Origin of the sequence: Pseudomonas sp. HPB0071 (genome assembly GCF_000478505.2) — a bacterium.
GTDB lineage: Bacteria > Pseudomonadota > Gammaproteobacteria > Pseudomonadales > Pseudomonadaceae > Chryseomonas > Chryseomonas luteola.
This window is the reverse complement of record NZ_KI517367.1, coordinates 3,728,069-3,753,835: the sequence shown is the minus strand read 5'-3', so window position 1 is coordinate 3,753,835 and position 25,767 is coordinate 3,728,069. Positions and strand designations below refer to the sequence as shown.

General features: G+C 55.2%; 26 protein-coding genes and 1 tRNA gene. 12 read left to right on the top strand and 15 right to left on the bottom strand.

Annotated features, from left to right (window positions below; all coding sequences use genetic code 11):
- Window positions 1-58: 58 nt before the first annotated feature.
- Both HMPREF1487_RS17465 and bcsE read right to left on the bottom strand, forming a co-directional pair.
- Entirely contained in the window at window positions 59-262 is a 204-nt protein-coding gene (locus HMPREF1487_RS17465; RefSeq protein WP_010798013.1) for a hypothetical protein, read from the bottom strand.
- Window positions 252-1,817: a cellulose biosynthesis protein BcsE gene (gene bcsE, locus HMPREF1487_RS17460; protein ID WP_037030173.1), complete on the bottom strand. Its 1,566-nt coding sequence runs from the start codon at window positions 1,815-1,817 to the stop codon at window positions 252-254. Before bcsE ends, HMPREF1487_RS17465 begins: the two co-directional genes overlap by 11 nt.
- 430 nt (window positions 1,818-2,247) lie before the next feature.
- Between bcsE and HMPREF1487_RS27340 the strand changes: the two genes are divergently transcribed.
- On the top strand, window positions 2,248-2,532 hold the full coding sequence (locus HMPREF1487_RS27340; RefSeq protein ID WP_010798011.1) for a hypothetical protein: 285 nt from the start codon (window positions 2,248-2,250) through the stop codon (window positions 2,530-2,532).
- An 83-nt stretch (window positions 2,533-2,615) separates the two neighbouring features.
- Here the strand turns inward: HMPREF1487_RS27340 and HMPREF1487_RS17455 are convergent.
- Window positions 2,616-2,705: transfer RNA gene (locus HMPREF1487_RS17455), tRNA-Ser, on the bottom strand.
- Window positions 2,706-2,907: 202 nt separating this feature from the next.
- On the opposite strand from HMPREF1487_RS17455, the gene HMPREF1487_RS17450 reads away from it, so the two are divergent.
- The gene (locus tag HMPREF1487_RS17450) at window positions 2,908-3,603 is read left to right on the top strand and encodes a crotonase/enoyl-CoA hydratase family protein (RefSeq protein ID WP_010798010.1); all 696 of its coding nucleotides are present in this window, start codon (window positions 2,908-2,910) and stop codon (window positions 3,601-3,603) included.
- A gap of 356 nt (window positions 3,604-3,959) precedes the next feature.
- Here the strand turns inward: HMPREF1487_RS17450 and HMPREF1487_RS17445 are convergent, their stop codons facing one another.
- The 9 genes from HMPREF1487_RS17445 to aroC form a co-directional block, all read right to left on the bottom strand.
- The gene (locus tag HMPREF1487_RS17445; protein WP_010798008.1) at window positions 3,960-4,847 is read right to left on the bottom strand and encodes an AEC family transporter; all 888 of its coding nucleotides are present in this window, start codon (window positions 4,845-4,847) and stop codon (window positions 3,960-3,962) included.
- A gap of 150 nt (window positions 4,848-4,997) precedes the next feature.
- Window positions 4,998-5,333 carry a ribonuclease E inhibitor RraB gene (locus HMPREF1487_RS17440; protein WP_010798007.1) on the bottom strand — a complete coding sequence of 112 codons (336 nt, stop codon included), beginning with the start codon at window positions 5,331-5,333 and terminating at the stop codon, window positions 4,998-5,000.
- Window positions 5,334-5,583: 250 nt separating this feature from the next.
- Complete coding sequence (speE, locus tag HMPREF1487_RS17435; protein WP_010798006.1) at window positions 5,584-6,444, bottom strand: polyamine aminopropyltransferase; 861 nt, start codon at window positions 6,442-6,444, stop codon at window positions 5,584-5,586.
- Window positions 6,445-6,546: 102 nt separating this feature from the next.
- Window positions 6,547-6,762, bottom strand: a complete 216-nt coding sequence (locus HMPREF1487_RS17430) for a PLD nuclease N-terminal domain-containing protein (protein WP_010798005.1) — start codon at window positions 6,760-6,762, stop codon at window positions 6,547-6,549.
- 94 nt (window positions 6,763-6,856) lie between these two features.
- Window positions 6,857-7,540 (bottom strand): acireductone synthase, encoded by a 684-nt coding sequence (gene mtnC / locus HMPREF1487_RS17425; protein WP_010798004.1) that lies wholly within the window; start codon window positions 7,538-7,540, stop codon window positions 6,857-6,859.
- Window positions 7,537-8,088 carry a 1,2-dihydroxy-3-keto-5-methylthiopentene dioxygenase gene (locus HMPREF1487_RS17420; RefSeq protein WP_010798003.1) on the bottom strand — a complete coding sequence of 184 codons (552 nt, stop codon included), beginning with the start codon at window positions 8,086-8,088 and terminating at the stop codon, window positions 7,537-7,539. The genes mtnC and HMPREF1487_RS17420 overlap by 4 nt, the downstream gene beginning before the upstream one ends.
- Entirely contained in the window at window positions 8,085-8,702 is a 618-nt protein-coding gene (locus HMPREF1487_RS17415) for a methylthioribulose 1-phosphate dehydratase (protein WP_010798002.1), read from the bottom strand. Before HMPREF1487_RS17415 ends, HMPREF1487_RS17420 begins: the two co-directional genes overlap by 4 nt.
- Window positions 8,662-9,843 (bottom strand): MFS transporter, encoded by a 1,182-nt coding sequence (locus HMPREF1487_RS17410; protein ID WP_010798001.1) that lies wholly within the window; start codon window positions 9,841-9,843, stop codon window positions 8,662-8,664. Before HMPREF1487_RS17410 ends, HMPREF1487_RS17415 begins: the two co-directional genes overlap by 41 nt.
- 126 nt (window positions 9,844-9,969) lie before the next feature.
- A complete protein-coding gene (aroC, locus tag HMPREF1487_RS17405) occupies window positions 9,970-11,061 on the bottom strand; it encodes a chorismate synthase (RefSeq protein WP_010798000.1) in 1,092 nt (363 codons plus the stop codon).
- Window positions 11,062-11,236: 175 nt separating this feature from the next.
- On the opposite strand from aroC, the gene HMPREF1487_RS17400 reads away from it, so the two are divergent.
- The gene (locus tag HMPREF1487_RS17400; protein ID WP_177325227.1) at window positions 11,237-12,202 is read left to right on the top strand and encodes an alpha/beta hydrolase; all 966 of its coding nucleotides are present in this window, start codon (window positions 11,237-11,239) and stop codon (window positions 12,200-12,202) included.
- 57 nt (window positions 12,203-12,259) lie between these two features.
- Complete coding sequence (locus tag HMPREF1487_RS17395; RefSeq protein ID WP_010797998.1) at window positions 12,260-13,066, top strand: hypothetical protein; 807 nt, start codon at window positions 12,260-12,262, stop codon at window positions 13,064-13,066.
- 156 nt (window positions 13,067-13,222) lie between these two features.
- On the opposite strand, the gene HMPREF1487_RS17390 is transcribed toward HMPREF1487_RS17395, so the two are convergent.
- Window positions 13,223-14,716: a RimK family protein gene (locus HMPREF1487_RS17390; protein WP_010797997.1), complete on the bottom strand. Its 1,494-nt coding sequence runs from the start codon at window positions 14,714-14,716 to the stop codon at window positions 13,223-13,225.
- 197 nt (window positions 14,717-14,913) lie between these two features.
- Here HMPREF1487_RS17390 and HMPREF1487_RS17385 point away from each other — a divergent pair, with 197 nt between their 5' ends.
- Together HMPREF1487_RS17385 and HMPREF1487_RS17380 are read left to right on the top strand one after the other, a co-directional pair.
- Window positions 14,914-16,032: a GNAT family N-acetyltransferase/peptidase C39 family protein gene (locus HMPREF1487_RS17385; protein ID WP_010797996.1), complete on the top strand. Its 1,119-nt coding sequence runs from the start codon at window positions 14,914-14,916 to the stop codon at window positions 16,030-16,032.
- A 98-nt stretch (window positions 16,033-16,130) separates the two neighbouring features.
- Window positions 16,131-16,310 (top strand): hypothetical protein, encoded by a 180-nt coding sequence (locus tag HMPREF1487_RS17380; protein ID WP_010797995.1) that lies wholly within the window; start codon window positions 16,131-16,133, stop codon window positions 16,308-16,310.
- A 74-nt stretch (window positions 16,311-16,384) separates the two neighbouring features.
- Here HMPREF1487_RS17380 and HMPREF1487_RS17375 read toward each other — a convergent pair whose 3' ends face one another.
- Both HMPREF1487_RS17375 and HMPREF1487_RS17370 read right to left on the bottom strand, forming a co-directional pair.
- A complete protein-coding gene (locus HMPREF1487_RS17375) occupies window positions 16,385-17,074 on the bottom strand; it encodes a CatB-related O-acetyltransferase (RefSeq protein WP_010797994.1) in 690 nt (229 codons plus the stop codon).
- 112 nt (window positions 17,075-17,186) lie between these two features.
- On the bottom strand, window positions 17,187-18,476 hold the full coding sequence (locus HMPREF1487_RS17370; RefSeq protein ID WP_010797993.1) for a mechanosensitive ion channel family protein: 1,290 nt from the start codon (window positions 18,474-18,476) through the stop codon (window positions 17,187-17,189).
- Between the two features lie 211 nt (window positions 18,477-18,687).
- On the opposite strand from HMPREF1487_RS17370, the gene HMPREF1487_RS17365 reads away from it, so the two are divergent.
- From HMPREF1487_RS17365 to HMPREF1487_RS17340, 6 genes are all read left to right on the top strand, one after another.
- Window positions 18,688-19,590, top strand: a complete 903-nt coding sequence (locus tag HMPREF1487_RS17365; protein ID WP_037030876.1) for an AraC family transcriptional regulator — start codon at window positions 18,688-18,690, stop codon at window positions 19,588-19,590.
- 290 nt (window positions 19,591-19,880) lie between these two features.
- The gene (locus HMPREF1487_RS17360) at window positions 19,881-21,188 is read left to right on the top strand and encodes an ABC transporter substrate-binding protein (protein WP_010797991.1); all 1,308 of its coding nucleotides are present in this window, start codon (window positions 19,881-19,883) and stop codon (window positions 21,186-21,188) included.
- 116 nt (window positions 21,189-21,304) lie between these two features.
- Window positions 21,305-22,240 carry a carbohydrate ABC transporter permease gene (locus tag HMPREF1487_RS17355; protein ID WP_010797990.1) on the top strand — a complete coding sequence of 312 codons (936 nt, stop codon included), beginning with the start codon at window positions 21,305-21,307 and terminating at the stop codon, window positions 22,238-22,240.
- A gap of 10 nt (window positions 22,241-22,250) precedes the next feature.
- The gene (locus tag HMPREF1487_RS17350) at window positions 22,251-23,084 is read left to right on the top strand and encodes a carbohydrate ABC transporter permease (protein WP_010797989.1); all 834 of its coding nucleotides are present in this window, start codon (window positions 22,251-22,253) and stop codon (window positions 23,082-23,084) included.
- A 17-nt stretch (window positions 23,085-23,101) separates the two neighbouring features.
- A complete protein-coding gene (locus tag HMPREF1487_RS17345; RefSeq protein WP_010797988.1) occupies window positions 23,102-24,199 on the top strand; it encodes an ABC transporter ATP-binding protein in 1,098 nt (365 codons plus the stop codon).
- A gap of 48 nt (window positions 24,200-24,247) precedes the next feature.
- Window positions 24,248-25,729: a mannitol dehydrogenase family protein gene (locus HMPREF1487_RS17340; RefSeq protein ID WP_010797987.1), complete on the top strand. Its 1,482-nt coding sequence runs from the start codon at window positions 24,248-24,250 to the stop codon at window positions 25,727-25,729.
- The last annotated feature ends 38 nt before the right edge of the window (window positions 25,730-25,767 follow it).

Sequence of the window (25,767 nt, the reverse complement as noted above, 5' to 3'; positions counted from 1 at the left end):
CTCAAGGCGATAGCGAGGCGTAGTCGAATGGATGACGGAGCATAAACGTCCGTCAGGTTTACTGATTACCCCGCCCTTTTGTCTCGCCATCACGAATCTTGCCCCCTTTAAGCTCTATCGAGGGTTTCAGGTAACGAGGCCTTTGTGTCTTGTGAAATATCCAATCCAGTATGGCCTTCCAAGCCGAGCGCAGCAAAAAACCTGCCAGAAAAGCCAGAATGCCGGTCAGAATGATGGCGTAGTGAAACAGCTCATCGCTCATGGGTTGCAGTCCTCTTTACCATAAGCGAAACACGCCTCAATACAGGCTGTGGCTCACCCGATTCGGGAGAGACATCTTTGATGTCAGCCGGCTCGGCAATACCTTTGAGCCGGAAGGCAAGGTCATCCGTATAGTCATGCTGGGCCGGTAGCGCATTCATTCGACTCAGCTCCAGCCCCAACCGCTCGGCGCTGTCATAAATCTCGACACTCGATGCCAGCGTATCGACAGAAACACGAAAAATATTTCGCAAGGCCGGTTCGATATCATTAAGGCGACACGCAAACAGATACAGGTACAAGCTTTGCTCGACCACCGTCACGAAATCGCCACGACGCTTCATGTCGCACTGTGCCAATAGATCCAGAGCGGTCAGACCATGGGCGGGCTTGAGCTTTAATACCATGCCGGGCAGCTCATCCTGTACGATGCGCTCCAGTTCGGCCTGTACACTGCCAATAAAGGTCTCTGCAGCCACATAGCCACGCATGAACTGGGGACGTAATGCCTGCAGGAGCTTATCGAAGTCCGTATCGCCCGTTCGCCGATAAATCTGTCCTTGTACACTTTGCAACTGACTAAAGAAACGGGATACATCGTTCAGGTACGGCACAACGAGGTTGGTACCCGCTGAAAAGAACAGCCGTTCATCCACGTGGCGAAGACACTGACTGATTTCACGAATCACAATCTTGAGCCGATTGCCTCGGGCAGCGCGTAAGCCATGGATCTGTCTTGCCAGCTCCTCTACCTTGCCCGCAGTTGCAATGCCCAGCACTACCGTAGCGGCATGTGCGCCATGGGCTGCATTAAGCAGATCTTCCAGTGAGTCAAACAGCTGCCAATGCCGGGAGGGTGCCTGTCGGCCTGCCAGGCATTCTCGCCAGGCCAGAACCACCTCGTCATCACGGTTACTGGTAGACACTTCCACATCAGCGGCATTGGCCAGTCGCAGGCCGGACTCACTCAGCTCAAGTGAGAAGTCAGCATGAAAAACGCCACCTTCCCCGCTACGCCAGTGATCAATATGGTAATGCACATGAAAGGCATGACGCTCCATTTCACCCAGGCCGGATAACTCATCACTTAGTGGCGCCAGACGTGTCCGCTGCTGGACACCATCTCCTACCCCAATCATGAGCCATGTAGCCTTGTGCTTACGGATCCATCCGGCCAGATGAGCCAGCCGCTTTTTCAGCGCAGCCTCGGTCAGACTGTCCAATTGGCGAACATCGTACTGCACCACGATCAGCCGGCCGGCCAACCTGCCATACCATTCAAGCTCTTCGGTCAACCGCTCCAGCCAGCGCTCATGGTTCTGTTCAGCTAGCGTATAAAACCGGACGTTAGTTTTATGAGCCAGCAGAACGTCGATCCAGCTGTCCTTGGGCCGGTCAGGCAATACGCAAATTGACGATACGTCCGAAGCCTGCTCATGGAGGGTTGACAGCAGCAACGTATCGGCCACCAGAGCCTGGTTAACCAACAACCAGTACAGACCTGGCTGGCGCATATGGCCATATTGTTGAGGTAGGGAATGAATAGCGATGTGCAAACTGTTCGCCTTTGCCTGAAGATAAACACAGCATTGCAGACAACCCAGCGAACATCCAGTTGGCCACACGCCACAATCCCGGTTTTTGACAGTACCCAGGGGAAAAAGTCAGCCTAGCCATTCAATAGCCAGCAACTTGGCAAACAACAGTCGGGCGATTAAGCAGCGACCTTATAACCGCACCTACCACCATCCTTCCCGTACAGCCTTCAGGCCATCAGAAGTTTTGGCCATAAAAGGCAAGTCGCGGCGGACATGTCGCCACGACACGCTGCGGCTTGAGTCAACAGCGTCGGTGAAACAACCTCTTTCTTGATCTAAATCAAGACGTAAGACAGGAAAAGAAGATCTGACAAACGGTCAAGCCGTGCGGGAATGTTTGGGAAATTCCGTATCTAATACTCATCACGGAAAACGCTGCTCTTTGATCATGAAGTCACTTCTTCACCTGTCGGATCTCTCGCTTGGACGCTACCAGGTCAATACAGTGGTCGATTGCGATGGTAGCCTGACCATTACTGCAGCTCCCGTAACGGGGAATTCTCCGCTCACCTGGAAGCTGACCTCAGCGCAAGTCCAGAACCCTTTGCTGATGGACACTGTGCTAACGGACATAGAGCGCGAACTTCGCAAACCAACGTCTTTCAGCGAACCCTGCCTGCCGGATCTGACACTCGCAACTTACGCCCCAAGCGCTCGGTATCTAAAACGCTGACATCCTGCCCGTATATTCGGCAGAAATTTCACCCAGAATGCACAAAACCCCTGGAGCTTTCGCTCTCAGGGGTTTTGTTAATCTGGCGGTGAGGGTGGGATTCGAACCCACGATACGATTTCTCGTATACACACTTTCCAGGCGTGCTCCTTCAACCGCTCGGACACCTCACCAGAGTTTTTCTCAACGTCTGCGTCGTTGAGGTGCGCTACTATATCCATGTAGTTTTGAAATGGCAAATTTTTTTTAATGTATTCATGCATTTAAATCAGAAAGCCCAGTTCATGCGTGACCAGGCAGTCAACCAAACGGCTTTACGTGACTCGAAACAGTCGTTACGTTCACCGCAATATTAATAACGACAACGGCTCACTCATGAACGCACTTGTTTCTTATCGCTATGAATCCCCTGTGGCAACGCTTACGCTGAACAACGGCAAGGTCAATGCGCTCTCGCCAGCTGTTATCGATGCGCTGAACGAGGCCCTCGATCAGGCCGAAAAGGACAAAGCCATTGTGGTCATTACAGGCCAACCGGGAATCCTCTCCGGGGGCTTCGATCTGAAGGTCATGATGAGCGGCCCGCAGCAGGCGATCGACCTAGTCACAATGGGGTCTCGTCTGTCACGTCGTCTGTTGTCCCACCCCTTCCCCGTGATAGTTGCATGTGGTGGTCATGCCGTTGCCAAAGGTGCCTTCCTGTTGTTGTCGGCGGACTACCGGATTGGCGTCAAAGGCGCCTTTACCATAGGGCTGAATGAAGTCGCTATTGGTATGACAATGCATCAGGCGGGTATTGAAATCGCACGCGACCGGTTGCCCCGTCCCGCCTTTCAACGAGCCGTGATTGGTGCTGAAATGTTTTCACCTGAAGCGGCTGTCGAAGCAGGCTTTCTGGATGAAGTCGTAGCGCCAGAAGCGTTGGAAGACGCTGTTCACCGCGCCGCTATGCGCCTGAGCAAGCTCAACATGTCAGCCCATGGGAATACGAAGGTAAAGGCCAGAGCGCCATTACTGTCCGCACTGGATGAGGCTATCGCCCTGGACGCCCAACACTTCGGCCGCGCCTGACAATCATCAGACAAACGGCACGCTGTCACGAAACCTCTGTGAAACGCGTCTATAACAGTGAAAAGACGCTGTACAGCGCTCCTTTTAATCGCTAAACACCATTAAGTAGGAGATTTAGAAAAGCTTTAGATCTAAACAGGCTGTAACTTGCGACCTAGTCTCGACTCAATGTGATATGGCCCTTGCGAGGGCCATAATAAATGCCGACAGAGCAATCGAGCTTCTCCCTATAAGAAGAAAGGGCTTGAGTCATGTTAAGAGAACCGACACCCAAGTGGCGGCAAGCGAGCCTTGTGCTGATTATCACCACCATCGTACTTGTACTTCCCAACCTGACTCGCCTGCTGGGAGGCTGATTATCCTGTGGCAGGCAGCCACCATGCCAGCATCAGCGGCAAGAACCCAAACGCCAGTATGGTTGAACACAATACGAGACTGGCTACTTCCTGGGGAGACCGGTTAGCGCGTAGGGCATAGAGATAGTTGAAAACCGCTACGGGCATAGATGACTGGGTGACGAGGACAGCATGGGCCAGAGGTGGCAGATGTAGTGCCCAACCCACCAGCCAGCCCACAAGAGCACCCAGGCATAGCCGGATTCCGCCGAATAGGAAGCCGGACCCCAGGTGTTGTGGCCGTATGCTGGCCAGTGACACGCCCAGCGTAATAAGCATGAGCGGAATGGCAAGGCCGGACATGAGGTCGACGGTATTGGCAATCCAGCGCGGCAATTGGGCATCGAGCATCATGAGCGATAACGCAATCGCTACGCTAATCATGATGGGATTTCCCAGCAGCATCTTGAGCGAGCGCTCGCCGGACATCCAGAAGATCCCTAAACTGAAATTACCGATCGACAAGACCAGATAAAATGCCACGGCCAGCGTCATGCCTTGCTCGCCAAACGCATACAGGCACACCGGCAAGCCCATGTTGCCTACATTGGGAAACATGAATGCCGGGGCTAATACCTTCCAGTCTCGCTTGAAGACTCGGGCAAGCCCATAGGCTGCCAACCCCATGATCGCGCAGATAATAACGCAGGCCAGGGCCATTTGCCCAAAGCTGTGCTTGTCGATGTGTGCATGCCCCAGTGTCGCCAAGACCAGACAGGGAGAGGCTACGTTGAAGACCAGGCGGGAGATGAAGTCAGTGGGATATTCATAGCCCCAGCGCTTCCAGAAATAGCCGATACCTGCGCCAATGAGCACAGGCGCCATGACCGCGAATAACTCTGACAGCATGCCTTTCTCCCCTGAATCAAGGGTTCATTATGCCCTCTTGGGCAGGAACGGGGAGTAGTAAATCGGTATCGCAGGACGTGAGATCAAACGGAGCATGTGGCAGAAACTAAAATGAGGCATGACACGAACGGCCATGCCTCGACGTCAGGATCAGGTCCTCCTGATTTCCTGGGTTACGCCCCAGCCATCCAACGTTCCGCCAAGAGGACTGACGACGGCCTCAAGATCAGACTCGAAATCGTCAATTGTCGTATAGGTAGCAAACATGACCTTACTGACCTGTAAGTGCCACCCGCCCTCTTCGTGCGGGATTATCTGAGCGTTCAACGACTCTCCCTTGAATTGACATGCGGCCTCTCGGGCCTGTTTTTCATCAGGAAAAATAGCGAAGAAATCGATGGGATGTATGCGTGAGAAGTCGAAACCACCCTCCTTCATCTGCCGGAGCACAGTAAGGCTTACATCATCGGAGATGTTTAAAGGCATAGGGCACCTCCTGCTCATTGAATGGGATTTTTAGTTAATGCGATAGAGCATGATAGAGGCGTTGCAACGGTGATCGCCGGTATCAGCGAAGCCACCCGCAGAGCCCTTTCAACTAAAAGAACGCCAACACAAACGCCTGACGTATAGCATTGCACACAACTAAAAGAGAGCTTTGAGGCGGCACCGGTTCCTTGGATAGCGACGAGTGGTGCGTGCCCTGCAAATGATTACAGGGCACCTTCCGAAGGTATCAGGCGTTGGAAGTCTTGCCAATGGCGCCTAGTACATATTGAGGCAGCGCAAAGGCACCAATATGGATGTCGGCATTGTAATAGCGCGTAACAATGCCGGAGGCTGCGAAACGTTCGCGTAGGGTATCTACCGGCACGAAGCGTTTGCCAGCGTCTCGGCTGCCCCAGGCAAAGGTCATCGCGCCGCCAATGTAGGTCGGTACGGCAGCCTGATAGAAATGCCAGTCTGCAAAGAGCCCGTTGACCCGGCTTGCTGTGGTCTTCACTTCGTCAAGCTGCATGAAGGGCGTGCCGTTCTGCGTGACCAGGATTCCACCTTCACTCAGGCAGCGATGGCAGGCCTGATAAAAGTTTTCCGAGAACAGCACTTCACCCGGGCCGATGGGATCGGTCGAATCGGAAATGATCACGTCGAAACGGTCAGTGGTATTTGCCACGAAGCGCATACCGTCATCGATGACAAGGTTGAGACGCGAGTCGTCAAATGCGCCATTGGAGTGATTGGGCAGATAGGTTTTGCACATGTCGACCACGGCCGCATCGATTTCCACCATGGTGATGTGCTCGACACTCTTGTGCTTGGCCACTTCACGCAGGATGCCGCCGTCACCGCCACCGATGATCAGGACACGCTTGGCCTGACCATGGGCAAACAACGGCACATGGGTAAGCATCTCGTGGTAAATGAACTCATCGGCTTCGGTCGTCTGGATTACGCCGTCCAGCGCCATGACGCGCCCCATGCGGGCATTCTTGAAAATAACGAGTTGCTGATGCTCGGTACGAACCTCATGAAGCAGCTCGTCCATGCGAAAGCGTTGACCATAGCCGTCATATAGAGTTTCTAGATAATCTTTCATTGAGAGGTCTCCCGTTCCTCGGATGGGCGGAACGGAAAACGCCCGCCCTGGAAAAGGCGGGCATTGTAAGGGCAATGCGTGACGGTCTCCAGACGCGTTCTATTACCCTTTATGCGTTGGCGCCGATACGGACGTACTTCCGCGAGGACCCGCAAGCCCCCAGGCAATCAGCCCCACGACTGGCAGAATGATGATAAGCAGTGTCCAGAAGATCTTCTTGTTACTGGTGCTGTCGCTGCGAATGACGCTGACGATAGCCCAGATATCCAGCAAGAAGACGATGAAACCGATGACACCGCCTATAGTTGAGTTAATCATGGGTGCTCTCCAATTCAGTTCCGGTAAAATTGGGACTGCGCACCCGAGGCGGTAGTTCGCCTTAAACGACCGAATGTCGCTGATATCCCTTTTGTCAGAGCGTCAGAGGGTCGATTTCAGCAAAGCTTTTCACGCAAGGGTGACCGGCCAGATCGCCGCCCTCGCGAACCAGGCCACAGGTTTTCATACCGGCAGACCGGGCAGCATCCAGCTCCTCGACAACATCCGATAAGAAGAGAATTTCATCTGCCTGATGCGTGGTTGCGCTGGCGATACGGCTATAGGAAGCGGCTTCACGCTTGCCTCCGGTCATCGTATCGAAGTAGCCGGAAAACAGCGGCGTCAGGTCTCCAGCCTCGGAACAACCGAAGATGAGCTTTTGCGCCTGCACAGAGCCGGAAGAATAGACGTAAAGCGCAATCCCCAGCGCATGCCAGCGCCGAAGGGCTTCGACGGCATCCGGATAGACGTGCCCTTTCAGCTCGCCGGCCTTGTAGCCCTGTGCCCAGATCATGCCCTGCAAGGCCTTGAGCGGTGTAACCTTACGATCCTCAGCGATCCAGCCCAGCAGAATCTCGATGACGCGCTCGGTATCGGCAGTCAACTCCCCGGCCTCGGCGCGCACCGCATCCAGCTGCTCTGCCACTGCCACCTCCTGAGCATGCTCACGCACATAGCCCGGCAGATGCTTGGCCGCAAAAGGAAACAGGACATCAAAGACAAAGCTGACCGCGCTGGTCGTGCCCTCGATATCGGTCAGGATAGCGCGAATAGTCATGCATCTGCCTCCAGGCGTGGAAAACGGGAAGCAATGTCTTCCCCAGTGAACTGGGCGATCCATCCCTCAGGATTATTGAACAGCCGGATCGCAACGAAGTTGGGCTCTTCGCTCATATCGAACCAGTGCGATGTACCGGCGGGTACTGAAATCAGGTCATTCTTCTCGCACAGTACGGCATAGATATATTCGCCGATATGCAAGGTAAAGAGGCCACGCCCGGCCACGAAAAAGCGGACCTCATCCTCTGCATGACGATGCTCGTCCAGAAACTTGGCGCGCAGCTCGGCTTTCTGAGGATGATCAGCCTTCATGCTGATCACATCCACGGTCTGATAGCCGCGCTCCTGGATAAGACGATCGATCTCGGGACGATAGGCGGCAATCACTTCTTCCTGGCTCGCCCCCGGCGCTACAGGCGCCGTGGCCTGCCAGCGTTCGAATCGAACGCCTACTTCGGCCAGCGTTGCCGCGATATGATCACCCTGGGTAAGCACCTTGTTGGGCTGCTCGGGATGGGACTCATGGTAGACAGTCAGGCGGCTCATGTCCGGATACTCAATATTTTAAGTTCACATTCGAAAAGAAACTCGAACGCCTCGATCTGGCGCAAGGCATCGCTCATACGAGCCCCCCAAGTATAGAGACCATGACCACGAATCAGATACCCCACGCAGTCTGGATGCGTGTCGAGCCATGTCTGAACATGCGTGGCAAGCCGGGCGATGTCCTGATCGTTTTCAAAGATCGGTACCAGTACCCTGCCCTCGTGGGTCGTGATACCGCTGAAGGCCTTCTGCAGCTCATAGTCATGCAGTACCAGCGCCTCGTCGGCAACCATCCGGGACAGAACCGTGGCATTAACCGAATGCGTATGCAGCACCGCCCCAATCTCCGGCTTCCATCGATACAGCTGGGTATGCAGCAGCGTTTCGGCCGACGGCTTCTTGCCGGGCTCCAGGCTGTTACCTTCCAGGTCCGTTACGAGCACATCATCCAGGCCCAACTGTCCCTTGTGCTTGCCTGAGACTGTAAGCAACGCGCGGGTCTCGGACAGCCGGGCAGAGTAATTGCTACTGGTTGCTGGAGACCATCCCCGACTGTAGAGAAACTGACCCGCCTCAATGATTTGCTGCGCCAGCAGCTCCCGATGATTCATCATGATGTCGATCTTCCAAACGCGTAATGATCATGCATGCCCCCACCAGCGCTGCCAGGCTGGCGAAGCCGAATGTCCAGGCAGGACCCAACACCTGCCAGCTATAACCGGAGTAAAACGCCCCCAAGGCGCCTCCGGTTCCCGACAGTGCAGCATACAGTGCCTGCCCCTGCCCTTGATGTCTGTTTCCGAAACGGCGCTGGATGAAATGGATCGCCGATGCATGAAAACAACCAAATGTAGCCGCATGAATGACCTGGGCAAAGAGCAGAACCCCTAGGTAATCGGCAAGATGACCCAACAGCAGCCAGCGCAGCGCTGCAAGCAGAAAGCTGGCCGCAAGTACCTGTCTCAGGCTGAACAGGGTCAACAAACGAGGCATGACCAAAAAGATCAGCACCTCCGCCACAACCCCTATTGCCCACAAGAGACCGATCGTGCCGCGAGCATAACCCAGGTTTTCCAGGTGTATCGTTAGAAAGGTGTAATAAGGCCCATGGGAGAGCTGCATGAGGCAGGCCCCCAAATAAAAAGCCATGACGCCCGGTTGACGCAGACAACCCATGAGTCCGCCTTCGCTTCCGCTGTTTTCCAGTTTTACCGCAAGAGGCGACGGAACCCAGATACTGCCTATGACAATACCGGCCATGATGACCAGCAGGCCGGCTGGGTACAGATCAAGACTGAAATGCTCGAACAGCTTGCCCAGCCCTACCACTGCTGCAATAAACCCGACGGATCCCCAGAGGCGAATGCGGCTATACAGCGAAGCCTGTTCACGCAGGTGTGCCAGGGTAATGGCTTCAAACTGTGGCAGCACCGCGTGCCAGAAGAACGCATGGGCCGCCATGACCAGGGCGAGCCAGGCGTAGCTATGACTGAGGTAAATCCCCGCAAAGCAGATGAGCGTGCAGCAGGCGCCGAAACGAACAATGGTCAACCGCTTACCGGTACGGTCGCCCAGCCACCCCCAGAGATTGGGTGCCAGGCAGCGCATCAGCATGGGAATAGCGACCAGTTGACCGATATGCTCGCTGGAAAACCCCAAATGATGAAAGTAGAGCGACAGAAACGGCGCCGTTGCGCCCAGCAAGGCGAAGTAGAAGAAATAGAAGCTGGACAGACGCCAATAAGGAATCGGCATTGACTCATGTGTATTCATGCAGTGCCCGAGTAGGCCGGTACAGCTGATCAGCGGCGTGCCTATTCATGCAGCTGCCCTCCACGGGCAGCTGCAGTTGAACCTGTCTATAGGCTGATAAGCCCGCAATCAGAGCTGACCCAAGACAGGCGTTCCTACGTGTACATCCGCATTCTGGGCACGATGTCGCAGGTAGTGATCCATCAGGACGAGCGCCATCATCGCCTCGGCAATCGGGGTGGCCCGAATACCAACGCAAGGATCGTGGCGGCCCTTGGTTATCACATCAACGGGCTGGCCATTCACATCGATGGAACGGCCAGACGTGGTAATGCTTGAGGTAGGCTTGAGCGCCAGATGCGCTACGATCGGCTGCCCGGAGGAAATACCTCCCAGTACACCGCCGGCGTTGTTGCTGAGAAAACCTTCGGGGGTCAGCTCATCACGGTGCTCGGTGCCCCGCTGCGCCACACTGGCAAATCCGGCGCCGATCTCGACGCCCTTTACCGCGTTGACGCTCATCAGGGCATACGCCAGCTCGGCATCCAAACGATCGAAGATTGGCTCACCCAAGCCGGGCGGAACACCATCGGCCACGACCGTGACCCGGGCGCCTACCGAATCCTGATCGCGACGCAGCTGATCCATGTACGTTTCCAACTCTGGGACCTTGTCTGGATCAGGACAGAAGAACGCATTCTCCTCCACGCTATCCCAGGTCTTGAACGGAATTTCGATAGGACCGAGCTGGCTCATGTAGCCCCGGACACGGATGCCCTTGGTTGCCAGAAACTTCTTGGCAATGGCGCCAGCCGCAACCCGCATGGATGTTTCACGAGCAGAGCTGCGGCCACCGCCACGGTAGTCACGCAACCCGTACTTATGGTGATAGGTATAGTCCGCGTGAGCTGGGCGGAACAGGTCCTTGATGGCAGAGTAGTCCTTTGACTTCTGGTCGGTGTTGCGAATCAGTAAGGCGATAGGCGTACCGGTGGTGACGCCTTCGAACACGCCAGACAAGATCTCGACCTCATCCGGCTCCTGGCGCTGGGTAGTATGCCGACTGGTGCCCGGCTTGCGACGGTCCAGATCATGTTGAAGGTCAGCCAACGCCAACGGCAGCCCCGGTGGGCATCCGTCTACAATCGCGACCAGCCCGGGCCCATGGCTCTCGCCAGCCGTGGTAACAGTGAACAATGTGCCAAAGGTATTGCCGGACATGTCGCAAAGCTCCGCAGAATCGATGGACCGGAGCCTATCCAGCGCCGGCACAGAAAGCGAACGAGTATACCTTCTGGCTTTCCCGAGTTCATCTTTAGAACCCTAACCGTTACGCTGCGTCCAATTACGGGTTACCGGAACCGTCCGGTGTCCTTTGTTTATGGTCATGAGTGTTGTGATGTCCCGTCTGCTTGTTCTGCTGTGTTGCCTTCTGACGCTACCCGCATTCGCGGCCAGGGGGCCGATCCTATATCACCCTATCAACCTTGAGACGGCCAACGGAACGCTGTATGGCAGCTTGGTCATGCCGGAAAGTCACAAGCCACAGCCGGTAGCTCTTATCATTGCAGGTTCCGGGCCTACAGACCGTGACGGCAATAACCCCATGGCGCGTAACTTTGCCTTGAAACGCCTGGCCGAGGCCCTGGCTGAGAACGGTATTGCCAGCGTTCGCTATGACAAGCGTGGCGTTGCACAAAGTACGCCTGCTGCGCCACGGGAAGAAGACTTGAGCGTCCCACGCTATGTTGCAGATATCGTCGCATGGTCGAAAAAGCTCCACTCAGACCCGCGTTTTACAAAACTGATCCTGATCGGCCATAGCGAAGGCGCCCTCATGGCCAGCCTCGCTGCCAACGATGCAGGTGCCGATGCCCTGATTACCTTGTCGGGAAGTGGCCGCCCCATCGACGACGTGTTGCGCGAGCAATTGGCAACCAAGCTGTCCCCTCCGCTGCTGGCCAGCGCACAATGGATCATGGATCAGCTGGATAAAGGCCAGATGCAGCTTCAGGTACCGGAGCCCCTGATGGTGCTGTTTCGCCCTAGCGTTCAGCCTTACCTGATCACCCTCTTCCGGGAGAATCCCGCCCAGGCCTTCGCTCAGGTCAAGGCTCCGGCATTGATCATCCAGGGCAAGCATGACATTCAGGTAGACATCAAGGATGCCGAGGCGCTTAAACGGGCAAGGCCCGAGGCCGAGCTGGCACTGATTCCCGGTATGAATCATATGCTCAGAATCACGCCAGCCAATGTCGAAGCTCAGCTTTCCACCTACAACAACCCGGATCTTCCATTAGCGGGCGAATTGGTGGAGCGAATGACTGTCTTCATTCAGGAAAAAGTCTCTAGTTCACGCTGATTTGGCCGATATAGCGATTTGAATTACCCCATGCGGAGGTAGAAAAGGATCGCGGCCATGACTGAAACCGATATTGAAGAACCCACTACCGCCGAGGAAACCGCCCCTGAGAAGCAGACGCATCCCTGGGCCGAGCTCGGACCGGAATATTTTTACCTGCTGCGTCTGACACCGTTGCCTACGGATCGTATTACCGGGCCTCGCCCGCTGCGCTTTGTGCAGTTTGGTAAGACCGAACGGCATGGAGACGATCTGAGCGTTTTATCGTTGAGCATTCAGCTGCCCGGACAGCGCGTTCACCGTGATCAAAACTTCCTGAATATCTGGGCTGATCACGAGAACAAGGAGATCCGCTTCACCGCCGAACCCGGCGGACTTGAAGGCGGACTGTTGCAAGTCGAGCCATCCAATCGTGGCCTGGGCCGCTTTCTGTTGGCTCAGGGCATTGCATGGGCCAAGACCAAGTGGGGCCACTACAAGGTGGCCAACCTTGATCTGCCAGCCCGTGATGGATTTGTCGAGGAGATGCGCAAGCGCCGCGACCATGCACTGGAAGCTCAGGGTTTTACCCTTACCTATCTTGAGGGGCAAACCCTCAAGGCCATCTGTAGCGCGCCCAAGGCCAGCGAGCTTAAAAGCGAATGGAACATGGATAAGGTGCAGGTGCTTTCCCTGCTGGATGTAGGCAGCATGCTGGAACAGGCGGACAAGAACCTGCATGAGCGTGACCTCAGCGTGTTCAAGCTGCAGGAGCAGATTGCCGCCTACCGTCGTGACGATGCGGGCCTGAAGTTCACCATGGCATGCCTGATGGCGTTCTGCCTCTTCGAGGCCGGGCTGCTGATCTGGATGGTGTTTCATTGAGTCAAAAGGCTTCAGGCGTTACAGCTACGCCTGAAGCCGATGCTTTATCGGCACTCTTTTGGCACGTGCTTACTTGGGATTGAGAACCCTCCCTCTAGGGCTCCAACCGCTCTGCGGGACACTTTAGCGTCCAAATGTTTTTAAGAACATCAGTGATCACCAACGCTGACCGTTGCGCTGCAACTCCAACCGGCGGATGAACTCCTCCAGAACCAACGCATACAGATCATCCTTCAGGACGGCATCCTCGATCCCTGAGTCGATATTGGGATTGTCGTTGACCTCGATGACCGCCATTCGCTCGCCCGCCTGCTTGAGGTCAACTCCGTACAGGCCGTCGCCGATAAGGTTGGCAGTACGAACCGCCAGCTCGACCACTTCATGAGGTGCCTCCTGAATGGGTACGGTACGAAAGTCACCACTGCTCTCGACCGCACCGGCGCTGTGATCGTAGATCTGCCAATGCCCTTTCGACATGAAGTACTGACAGGCAAAGATAGGCTCTTGGTTGAGCACCCCTATGCGCCAGTCATAGTCGGTATAAAAGAACTCCTGGGCCAGGAGCAGCACGGAGCGCTCGAACAACTCGGCGCTCGCCTTGTTCAACTCCTCCTGATTGGAGACCTTCATAACGCCACGCGAGAACGAACCATCCGGAATCTTTAGCACCAGCGGAAAGCCCAGCCGCTCCCCTACCGTTGCCAACTGGGCGGCATTGTCCTTGTACAGAATTTCCGTCTTGGGCATGTCCAGCTTGTGTGCTTTAAGCAAATCCGCCAGATAGACTTTATTGGTGCATCGCAGGATCGAGCGGGGATCATCCATTACCACCAACCCCTCGCTTTCCGCTTTTTTGGCGAAACGATACGTGTGATGATCGATGGCAGTTGTCTCACGGATAAACAGCGCATCGAACTCCGAAAGGCGTGAGTAATCCTTTTTCTCGATCAACTCGACATCAATTCCCAGGCGCTTGCCAATCCGGACAAAGCTTTTCAGAGCCTTGGCATCAGAAGGCGGAAACGCTTCTTTCGGGTCATGCAGGATAGCCATTTCGAAGCGATATTTTTCGCGTACGCGCGGCTTGAGCCAGACCTGTCGACTAAAACCATCCAAGGCATTGGCAAAAAGGTCTTCCTGAGCTTCGTGCAGCTTGTGTATGGCTCCCAGCTTGACGCCCCCAATATGCCAGCCCTCACGATTGCGGCGAAAATCCACGAGCAGCAGTGGACTGGGGAAAGCTTCAAACAGCTGGCGGGCCAGATCCTGCAAGGCTTCGATATCGGTTCGCCCAAAGTACAGGGTCAACGTGAACCCATCAGCACTGGCGTAGGGATGGCCCTTCAAGGCCTTGCTCAGTAACCTGTCGAGATCTTCCAGCGCCAGGTTATAGATGGATTTACGGGAGAGCTCACTGATCGTGCGAACGGAGGGAATTACCTTGTGACCCCGGGCCTCTGCCAGTAATGAGCAGTAATACCCGTGCCCTAGGTACTTCTGGTTACGGCACAGGTTGATGACCTGCACACGCTTGCCGTTATCTTGCTCATTTGACTGCTCAAGGTATTCCTGGGCAGTGATAACGTCTTCGCTCGGATAATAGGATGACCAATCCTCCTTGCGCTCGACGATGATATACAGCTTGCTCACAACACCTCCTCGGTGCAGATAATCGCCTTGGGAGCCTATTACCAACGTTCCTGTCAAACGACTCAGGTTCGGTCTGTACCAGTTGATGGACAGACGAAAACTACGTAACACAGCCTCCATTAACCGCGGCTTAACCGCACTGCTGAGGACCGAGCGACTGTCTTTGAGGCGCTTGACCTGGCTAGGGATTCACACAAATGAATTTCATGCTACGCCCTGCTGTTCACGAGGACCTCAACGCACTGGTTGAGCTGGAGAAACGGTGCTTTGAATACGACCGCCTTTCGCGGCGCAATTTCCAATGGATGCTGACTCGAGCCAATGCCTCTCTCACGCTGGTGGAAGAGGCTGGAAATACCCTGGGGTACGCCTTGGTTCTGTTTCACCAAAACACCTCCCTGGCGCGGCTGTATTCCATTGCCATCGACCCGGCAGCTCGGGGGCACAAGCTTGGGCAGCACCTGCTCGAAGCTGCGGAAGCCTGTGCCATTGAGCGGGACTGTGCGTACATGCGTCTGGAGGTGCGCCCGGACAATACTGCAGCTATTGCCCTGTATGAACGCAATGGCTATCTCCCTTTTGCAACCGTCGATGACTATTACGAAGATCACAGTCAGGCGCTGCGCTTCGAGAAACGTATCCGTCAGCCCGGTGAAGGCCGGCTACGCAAGGTACCCTTCTATAGACAGACCACGGATTTCACCTGCGGCCCGGCCTCGCTTCTGATGGCCATGGGCGCGCTGGAGCCTGGACGCCCGCTGGAGCGTTGGGAAGAGTTACGTCTCTGGCGTGAGGCTACCACTATTTATATGACCGCCGGCCACGGTGGCTGCGGGCCACACGGCTTGGCCCTGGCCGCCCGACGCCGCGGCTTTCGTGTGAAGTTACAGGTTAACACCCGCGGCCCTCTTTTCCTGGAAGGCGTACGCAGCGAAGAAAAACGTGACGTGATGCGGCTGGTGCATGAGGACTTCAGCCGGGAACTCAAACAGACTGATATTGAACGCCTGATTCGAACAAAGCTGGATATCCCGCAAATCATTGCCGACGGTGGTCTGCCATTGGTGTTGATCAGCAGCTTTCGCCTTATCCAGACCAAAGGCCCTCACTGGATCGCTGTAACCGGTTGCGACGAAGACTTCATTTACTTCCACGACCCAGACGTAGACCATAGCCAGCATCGTCGGGAGCTGGACTGCCAACACATTCCGGTCAGCCATGCCGAGTTCGATAAACTCAGCCGCTTTGGCAAGAACAAGCTACGGGCCGCGGTGATCCTTTATCCTCCAGCCCCAGAGACAAATTCGGTAGCGTAAGGGCAGTAGCGTACTGCTTCAGTGCGGTAAGTCCGCTTTAGCTTTCCAAGGTAAAAAACGCTTGATAACGACACTGACGTCTCTAAAACGGAGCTCCTATGAGCACTTGGGTTCTTCTTGTGGTGACCCTTCTGAATACAACCAATCCTCATACCGATAAGGGCAGCTCGCCTATGGTCGCCATGCAGGAGTTCAACTCTCAGAAAACCTGCATGGATGCGCGGACCCAGCTGATAAAAATGAATCCCTCCATCAGTGCGTCCTGTGTTCTGAAGTAAATGTCCCTCCAGCATACGTGGCCATGTACTCAAAAGCACCAGTCAGCCCGGCTGGCGGAGATCTGGCAAATGAATCAGCGCACCCGACACCCTTTGCGGGTAACTTCCAACGTTTTATACGCTGCCGGCTGGGCGTGACTGGATGCGTGCTGCACGAAACGCTCTGGATCATCGAAAGGAAGCTGCCTGAGCGCCTCCGGGCTGAGCGTCCACCATTGAGACGCCAATAATCGTTCAATAAGCTCAGGCGCAAAGCGGTATCGAATGATCCTGGCCGGAGAACCCCCTACGATGGCATAAGGCGGCACATCCTTAGTAACCAGTGCTCGGGCAGCGATAACCGCACCGGTACCCACCGAGAGCCCATCCATAATCATGGCATCACGGCCAATCCATACATCATGGCCAATGACGCTCATCTTCTGCTTGCCTTGGTAAGGTAGCCCCGCCTCATCAGACGCGAACGGATGAGAAGTTGCCCAGTGAACGGGATGGGTATCCCGCTCCTGTCCGATCAGAACGTTGTTGCCAATCGAGCAAAAACGCCCGATAGACTGGACCAGATATAGCTCGCTGCCGCCTCGAATATAGGTATAGGCTCCAACAGAAAGATGACGGGCAGCCACATCCACAGGACCGATCGAAACATGCTCTTCCAGTAGCAATGTGGTTCTGCTACTGAGGCCAAGAGGTCCGTTCGACAGCTTGCAGCCCTGCTTTCTGAGCCAGCGTTTCCAGTAGGCATTTCTGAATTCTTTTATCACGGCACCTTCTCAACCACCCGACACGCAAGCTGGAGCGTTGGCTTGACCCAGACGCTCCGTCGCTAGCTAGTATTACCCAGGTTGCACCGTCAAAGGTAAAAAGCGTCCCGGCCTATCGTATGGTCAGATGCTTGTCATCCAGCGAAGTTACCGCGTTGATCGGATGATCCGACGTCAGAAAGGCACGCATGTCCGCCCCGCTGGGTTGTTGATAGATACGAAGCCCAAACTCCGGCAGGATCGCCAGCAAATGATCGAAAATATCGCTCTGGATATTCTCGTACTGTGCCCAGATCACCGTATTGGTAAAGCAGTACACCTCCAGGGGTAAACCGCTGGAGGTAGGATCGAGCTGGCGAACCAGTAGGGTCATGTCCTGCCGAAGGCCGGGATGGCTACGCAGGTAACGCTCTACATACACCCGAAATGTACCCAGGTTGGTAATACGACGCGTGTTGACAGGCTCCTGACCGCGCTCAGCCAGCTTATCATTCCACTCCTTCAGCTCCTTCTGCTTGTTGTCCAGGTAGTCCGCCAGCAAGCTGAAACGATGCAGATGTCGATACTCATCACCATCGATGAAATGCACGCTCTGCTGATCTAGGAAAAGGCTGCGCTTGATGCGGCGACCGCCGGATTCCTGCATACCGCGGTAGTTCTTGAACGCATCGGAGATAAAGCGTTTGGTGGGAATCGTGGTGATCGTCTTGTCGAAGTTCTGCACTTTGACCGTGTGCAAAGCGATATCGATGACATCCCCACTGGCGTTGAGCTGGGGCATCTCTATCCAGTCACCGATGCGCACGATGTCCCCGGATGAGATCTGTACGCTGGCCACCAGTGACAGGAGCGTATCCTGGAAGATCAATAGCAGCACAGCAGCCATCGCGCCCAGTCCGGACAGGAGAATCAATGGCGAGCGATCAATCAGCGTGGCGATGATCAGAATGGATGCCAGGCAGAATATGCCGATCTTGAGGACCTGGATGTACCCCTTGATCGGCCGGAATCGCGCATCGGGACGGCGCTGGTAAACCGCATTGACAATATCGAGCAGATTACTGATCGCCAACACGATAGTAAGGATAATGAACGCGCTACACACGTTCCCAACTACTGTGACCAACGCCTCCGGCAGGCCGGGCACTGCGAGTATACCCGTCGACAGGATCAAGGCTGGCACGACATTAGCCAGGCGCGCGATCATCGGGGTATTGGTGACCTCGCTTTTAAGACCCAGCGAAGCACTGCTTAATAGCCGGTAAACACCCTTCACCAGAATACGCTTCACAATCCAGTTACATAGCCAGGCAGCCAGCAGCAACAAGGTCAGGCAGAACAGCGTGTAGAGCTCGGGATAGTTCCTGAGCCAGTTTAACGAGGCATCTAAATAAGTAGTCATAATCTTTGCTTTTTAGAGTCGCACCATCCTGATCCGGACGGCGGGGAGGCGTTACGGTAGCAAAATGCAACCGGCTTCTGTATGACCGGCGACAAACCGGCGTTACCTGACCCGGCATGGCCGTATCGTTGAGCCGCTAAAGACATTTCGGAGGAAGCAGACTATGCTGCGGTGGCCTTTTCCGTATAACCACAACACCACGGACCCGGCCATGACTCGACCTTTGCGCAAACGCGATCCGTCGTATGAACTGATGGACGACCTTAGCGGCCATTCGGTGATCTACCGCGAGCACGGTTTCCCCTGCCCTCTGGTTCGCTGGCATTTTCACAAGGAATACGAGCTGCATCTGATCATAGCCAGCTCGGGCACAGCCTTCATTGGCGACTATATCGGCAGCTTTTATCCTTACAGCCTGTTCTTGACCGGTCCTAACCTGCCCCATAACTGGATCAGCCAAGTAGCGGAAGGTGAGGTCGTCGACAAGCGCGACATGCTGGTTAACTTTACCGATGAGACGCTTGAAAACGCGGCGACAGTCTTTCCTGAACTCAATGCACTGAACCCGCTGCTTGAGCGCGCCCGTTTCGGCATTCAGTTCCACTGTTCGCGCACCATCAATGAATCGGCAGATCTTCTGCAGCGTATTGCCGAGACGCGGGGTGCCAGCCGTCTGGGTCACTTTTTCGTACTGATGGAGCTGCTGGCGACCTGTGAGGATTATCACCTGCTGAGCGGCGCGCCGATTCGTTCGGAAGACGACGAACATACTCTGGACCGTACCAACAAGGCGCTTAACTTCATCTTCGAGCGCTATACCAGTGAGCTCACGCTTGAAGAAGCAGCAGAGCACCTGGGCATGACGCCTACCTATTTTTCCCGCTTCTTTCGCAAGGCTACCGGGCGGTGCTTTATTGAATTCGTGAACAGCCTGCGTATCAGCAAATCCTGCGAGCTGTTATCGCAAAGCGAAAAGGCCGTGACAGACGTCTGTTTTGAGTCAGGCTTCAATAACATTTCCAATTTCAATCGCCGCTTCCAACAAATGAAAGGCATGACGCCTACGCATTATCGGCGCCTCACGGTAAAACGCTTGACCGAGCAGAACGTATAAACCGGGTCCAGGCGACTGCTCATTGCCTGCCAATACCTTGCAATTTCTGTCACGCAGGCTCAACGCCAAAAACGCACCAAGCCCTACTGCAGAGCGTTCTGTTGCTATTTCACACGCAAAGATCACTCGCTAACAAGTGCAAAAAAGTATCAGCCTGAGTGTGTTTTCGCATTTGTCTACCGCTTAACTTAAGGGGTGTAATCAATCGAACACGCTCCTCCTGTTTCGCAGTCTGGGGGTTAAAACAACAATAAGAGCTTCTGTCGCTACGGCGCAGAAGGGAGTGCGACATGAACATGCTATTGAAAGCGCTTTTCGCTACAGCCGGAATTTGTGCCGTCACCTATGCTCAGGCCGCCACGGTCACCATCGCTACCGTTAACAACAGCGATATGATTCGGATGCAACGGCTCTCCAAAACCTTTGAAGAGCAGCATCCGGATATCAAACTCAGTTGGGTAGTCCTTGAAGAAAACGTACTTCGCCAACGCCTGACGACTGACATTGCCACGCAGGGCGGTCAATTCGACGTGCTGACCATTGGCATGTACGAAACCGGTCTCTGGGGTGCCAAAGGCTGGCTGGAACCTATGAAAGACCTGCCAGCCGACTATGATGTGAACGATCTGTTTCCTTCGGTACGAGAAGGTTTGTCCGTCAAGGGCACGCTGTATGCCTTGCCGTTCTATGCGGAAAGCTCAATTACCTACTACCGTAAGGACCTCTTCAAGGACGCCGGGCTGACCATGCCCGAGCAGCCAACCTGGGAACAGCTCGGTGAATTTGCCGCCAAACTTCACCATCCCGACAAGGATCAGTATGGCATTTGCCTGCGCGGCAAAGCTGGCTGGGGTGAAAACATGGCGCTGATCGGCACCATGGCCAATGCTTTCGGTGCACGTTGGTTCGATGAAAAGTGGCAGCCGGAATTCACTGGCCCGGAATGGACCAAGGCCGCCAACTTTTATGTCGATACGATGAAGAAGTACGGCCCTCCCGGTGCGTCCAGCAACGGCTTCAACGAAAACCTGGCGCTGTTCAACAGCGGCAAGTGCGCCCTATGGGTGGATGCCAGCGTGGCCGGGTCTTTTACGACCGACAAATCGCAAAGCAAGGTGGCTGACCAGGTGGGCTTTGCCGCCTCCCCAACGCAGGTAACCGATAAAGGTTCGTCTTGGCTTTATGCTTGGTCCCTGGCGATTCCTTCCAGCTCCAAAAACAAGGAAGCTGCACAGTCCTTTGTGACATGGGCGACGTCCAAGCAATACGCCACCTTGGTAGCTGACAAGGAAGGTATCGCCAACGTCCCGCCAGGTACGCGCAAGTCTACATACAGCGAGGCCTACATGCAGGCCGCACCCTTCGCCAAGGTATCCCTGTCCATGCTGGAAAAGGCCGACCCGGCGCATCCCGCTGCCAAGCCTGTTCCTTATGTGGGTATTCAGTACGTAACCATTCCTGAGTTCCAGGCTATCGGCACCTCGGTGGGCAAGTTGTTCTCGGCGGCACTGACCGGACAGATGCCCGTGCAGCAGGCGTTGCAGGCTGCCCAGCAGTCGACCTCTCGCGAAATGAAACGCGCGGGTTATCCCAAATAGCTTAACCGGTTCGGCGTGGCCGTAATGGCTGCGCCGCTTCAGGACAAGCCTGGCCTGACAGCTTTCTGGATGGCCGCCCTGTAGACCTCTCGCTGCAACGGTTCGGAGCGACTGTCATGAATACAACCACGTTGAAAAGCCCCGTCTCTACCCAGGCACGAGCTCGTGAGCACACCGCCCGCAAGCGCCGGACCAGCCCCGGCTGGTTTCTGGTCAGCCCGTCGGTCCTGCTGCTTCTGCTCTGGATGATCGTGCCATTGGGCATGACCATCTACTTTTCGCTAATTCGCTATAACCTGCTCTACCCCGGTGAGAATGACTTCGTCGGTCTGGAGAATTTCGAATACTTCATCACCGACACCGGCTTCATGCCGGGCATGACCAACACCCTGCTACTGGTGGGCAGTGTCTTGTTGATCAGTGTGGTCCTGGGCGTACTGATTTCAGCGCTTCTGGAAGCCACCGAGTTCTGGGGGCGTGGGATTGTACGGGTCTTTCTGATTTCCCCCTTCTTCATCATGCCTACCGTCAGCGCACTGATCTGGAAGAACCTCATCTTCCATCCGGTTTCAGGCATTCTCGCCGCCGTCTGGAAGTTTTTTGGCGCACAGCCAATCGACTGGCTGGCAAATTACCCATTGCTGTCGATCATCTTGATCGTGTCCTGGCAATGGCTGCCCTTCGCCATTCTTATCCTGATGACCGCCATGCAGTCGCTTGATCAGGAGCAGAAAGAAGCAGCACGGCTGGACGGCGCCGGCCCGCTTGCCATTTTTTGGCACCTCACCCTGCCCCATCTGGCGCGTCCCATTGCCGTCGTGGTGATGATCGAAACGATCTTTCTACTTTCGGTCTTCGCTGAGATCTTTACCACCACCAGTGGCGGCCCTGGCTTCGCGTCTACCAACCTTGCGTATCTGATCTATAACCAGGCACTTCTGCAATTCGATGTAGGCATGGCCTCGGCAGGCGGATTGATCGCTGTCGTGATCGCCAACATTGCCGCCATCATCCTGGTTCGGATGCTTGGCAAGAACCTGACCCAACAGTGAGGATGCGACCATGATGACGCTCAAGCAATCTCGTCGCCTGCACAGTGCCGTTCTCGGCACGCTGGCCTGGATCATTGCGCTGGTGCTGTTCTTTCCAATCTTCTGGATGATCCTCACCAGCTTCAAGACTGAAATCGATGCCTTTGCAACCCCTCCGCAGTTCATCTTTATGCCCACGCTGGAGAATTATCTGCACATTCAGGAGCGCAGCGATTACTTTCATTTTGCCTGGAACTCCGTCGCCATCTCCTTTGGCTCTACAGTGCTGGGCTTACTGCTGGCGGTTCCAGCGGCGTACTCCATGGCCTTCCATGAGACGCGCCTGACCAAGCAGACATTGCTCTGGATGCTTTCGACCAAGATGTTACCGGCCGTAGGCGTTCTCATGCCGATCTACCTGATGACCAAGAGCCTGGGCCTGCTCGATACCAAGCTTTCGCTGATCATCATCTACACGCTGATCAACCTGCCCATTATGGTCTGGATGGTCTACACCTACTTCAAGGAAATTCCGAAGGACATCCTGGAAGCTGCTCGCCTGGATGGCGCCACCACCTTTCAGGAAATCGTCAGGGTTCTTCTGCCCATCAGCAAAGGGGGCCTGGCGTCGACGGTCCTGCTGTCGCTGATCCTGTGCTGGAACGAAGCGTTCTGGTCACTCAACCTCACCTCGTCCAACGCCGCGCCACTGACTGCCCTGATCGCGTCCTATTCAAGTCCGGAAGGCTTGTTCTGGGCCAAGCTGTCTGCCGTCTCGACACTGGCCTGCGCACCTATCCTGATTTTCGGCTGGATCAGTCAGAAGCAACTCGTACGCGGCCTGTCCTTCGGCGCCGTCAAATAAGAACAAGAGGATTTTCCATGGCTACGTTAAAGATTCGTAACCTGCGTAAAGGCTTTGACTCCATCGAGATCATCAAGGGTGTCGACCTGGATATCAACGACCGTGAATTCGTGGTGTTTGTCGGTCCTTCCGGTTGTGGCAAGTCCACGCTGCTGCGCCTGATTGCCGGCCTTGAGGATGTCACCAGCGGCACCATCGAGCTGGACGGCCGTGATATTACCGAGGTCAGCCCCGCCAAACGGGATCTGGCCATGGTATTCCAGACCTATGCGCTTTACCCCCATATGACGGTGCGCAAGAACATGTCGTTCGCGCTGGATCTGGCGGGAATTGCCAAAAGCGAAATAGAGAAGAAAGTTGACGAGGCGGCACGTATCCTCGAATTGGGTCATTTGCTTGAACGCAAGCCTCGCCAGCTTTCCGGCGGCCAACGCCAGCGTGTCGCCATTGGCCGCGCCATCGTACGCAATCCAAAGGTCTTTCTCTTCGACGAGCCCCTGTCCAACCTGGACGCTGCCTTGCGTGTCCAGATGCGCCTGGAACTGGCCAGGCTGCACCAGGAACTCAAGGCGACCATGATCTATGTCACCCACGATCAGGTCGAAGCCATGACACTGGCAACCAAAGTGGTAGTGCTCAACGGCGGCCGTATCGAACAGGTCGGCTCGCCGCTGGACCTCTACCATCACCCTGCCAATCTCTTCGTCGCAGGTTTTCTGGGCACACCCAAGATGGGCTTCCTGAAAGCCAAGGTCATCCATACCAGCGCTCAGGTGACGGAAATCGAGCTAGACAGCGGACCTCGGCTGCGTCTGCCACGTGACGGCAGAGCATTGGCAGTCGGCCACGAAGTCACCCTGGGTATTCGCCCTGAGCATCTCGTCATAGACCCTCAAGGTCAGCTGCCCGTGGTCACGGACGTAACCGAGCGCCTGGGCAGCGATACCTACTGTCACATGACCACGCCGTCTGGCGAACCCCTCACCGTACGCGTACCGGGAGACTTTTCCGGTGCCTATGGCGAGCGGCTCAAGCTGGCCGTTGATGTGAGCCACTGTCATCTCTTCGATGAGCATGGGCAGGCCGTAAGCCGTGCCCTGCAACAAGCCGCCTGATCAACTGAATTCGCGTGGCTCAACAGGGCCACACTTGGAGACACCTGCATGAAACTCAATCGCCAGAATCTTGCACAGCTGACAGACCCGATCCGCACGCCAAGCTACGTACCATGTCAGACCCGGCATGGTATTGCTCACATCGGCGTTGGTGGCTTTCATCGAGCCCATCAGGCCATCTATACCGAAGCCCTTCTCAATCAGGGCGAGGCGCTGGACTGGTCCATCTGTGGGGTGGGATTGCGCAGTGAAGACCGCGCCATGCGCGACACTCTAGCCGAGCAGGACTATCTCTATACGCTTTTCGAGCTGGGCGACACGCCAGATCTTGAAGTCCGTGTTGTGGGGGCAATCAGCGAGATGCTGCTGGCAGAAGACAGTGCCCAGGCACTGATCAATAAACTGGCTCATCACCATATTCGCATCGTTTCGCTGACCATCACCGAGGGCGGCTACTGCATGGACGACAGCACCGGCGAGTTCAACGATGAACTTCCGCTGGTCCAGCATGACATCGCCCACCCGGAAGATCCTAAAACGGTTTTCGGATTTCTGCTGGCGGCCTTGTGCAAACGCCGTTGCGAAGGCATACCTCCTTTCACCATCATGTCCTGCGACAACATTCCTCATAATGGCGACGTCACCCGGCGAATGCTGCTGTCCTTTACCAAACTGGTAGACAAGGAGCTGGCGGACTGGATCGCCAAAACCGTCTCCTTTCCTAACGCGATGGTCGACCGTATAACCCCTATGACCAGCACCGCGCACAAGCAAAAGCTAAAGGACAGCTACGGCATCGAAGATGCCTGGCCGGTTGCGTGTGAGCCCTTCATACAATGGGTACTGGAAGACAAATTCGTCAATGGCCGACCGGCTTGGGAAAAGGTAGGTGTTCAGTTCACTGACGACGTTACGCCGTATGAGGAGATGAAAATCAAGCTGCTCAATGGCAGCCATCTTGCCCTTACCTACCTGGGTTTTCTCAAGGGATATCGTTTTGTTCACGAGACCATGAATGACCCGCTATTCGTTCAGTACATTCGTAATTACATGAACAAGGATGTTACCCCGCAGCTCGCCCCTGTTCCCGGTATTGATCTGGAAGCCTACAAGGACAAGCTGATCGAGCGTTTTTCCAACCAGGCGATTGCCGATCAGCTGGAGCGCGTCTGCTCGGATGGATCGTCCAAGTTTCCCAAGTTCACCATTCCCACCATTAATCGCCTGATTGCCGACAAGCAGAACCTGGATCGCGCCTCCCTCGTCGTGGCCGCCTGGGCGCTTTATCTCAAAGGCGTAGACGAGCGCGGCGAAACCTACCGTATTCCTGATCCCCGCGCCGACTTCTGCCAATCCCTGGTCAGAAACGATCAGCGCCTAACCGAGCAGCTGCTGGGTGTTGAGGAAATCTTTGGAACCTCTATCCCAAAATCCGCCGCCTTTATTGCCTCCTTCGAACGTAACCTCGCCAGCCTGAAAACCTTAGGCGTAGAGAAAACTCTGGAAAATCTTCTGAAGTCAGACAGGTGATCCATAGTCTCTATAGACAACCGCGTCTGGAGCCTTTC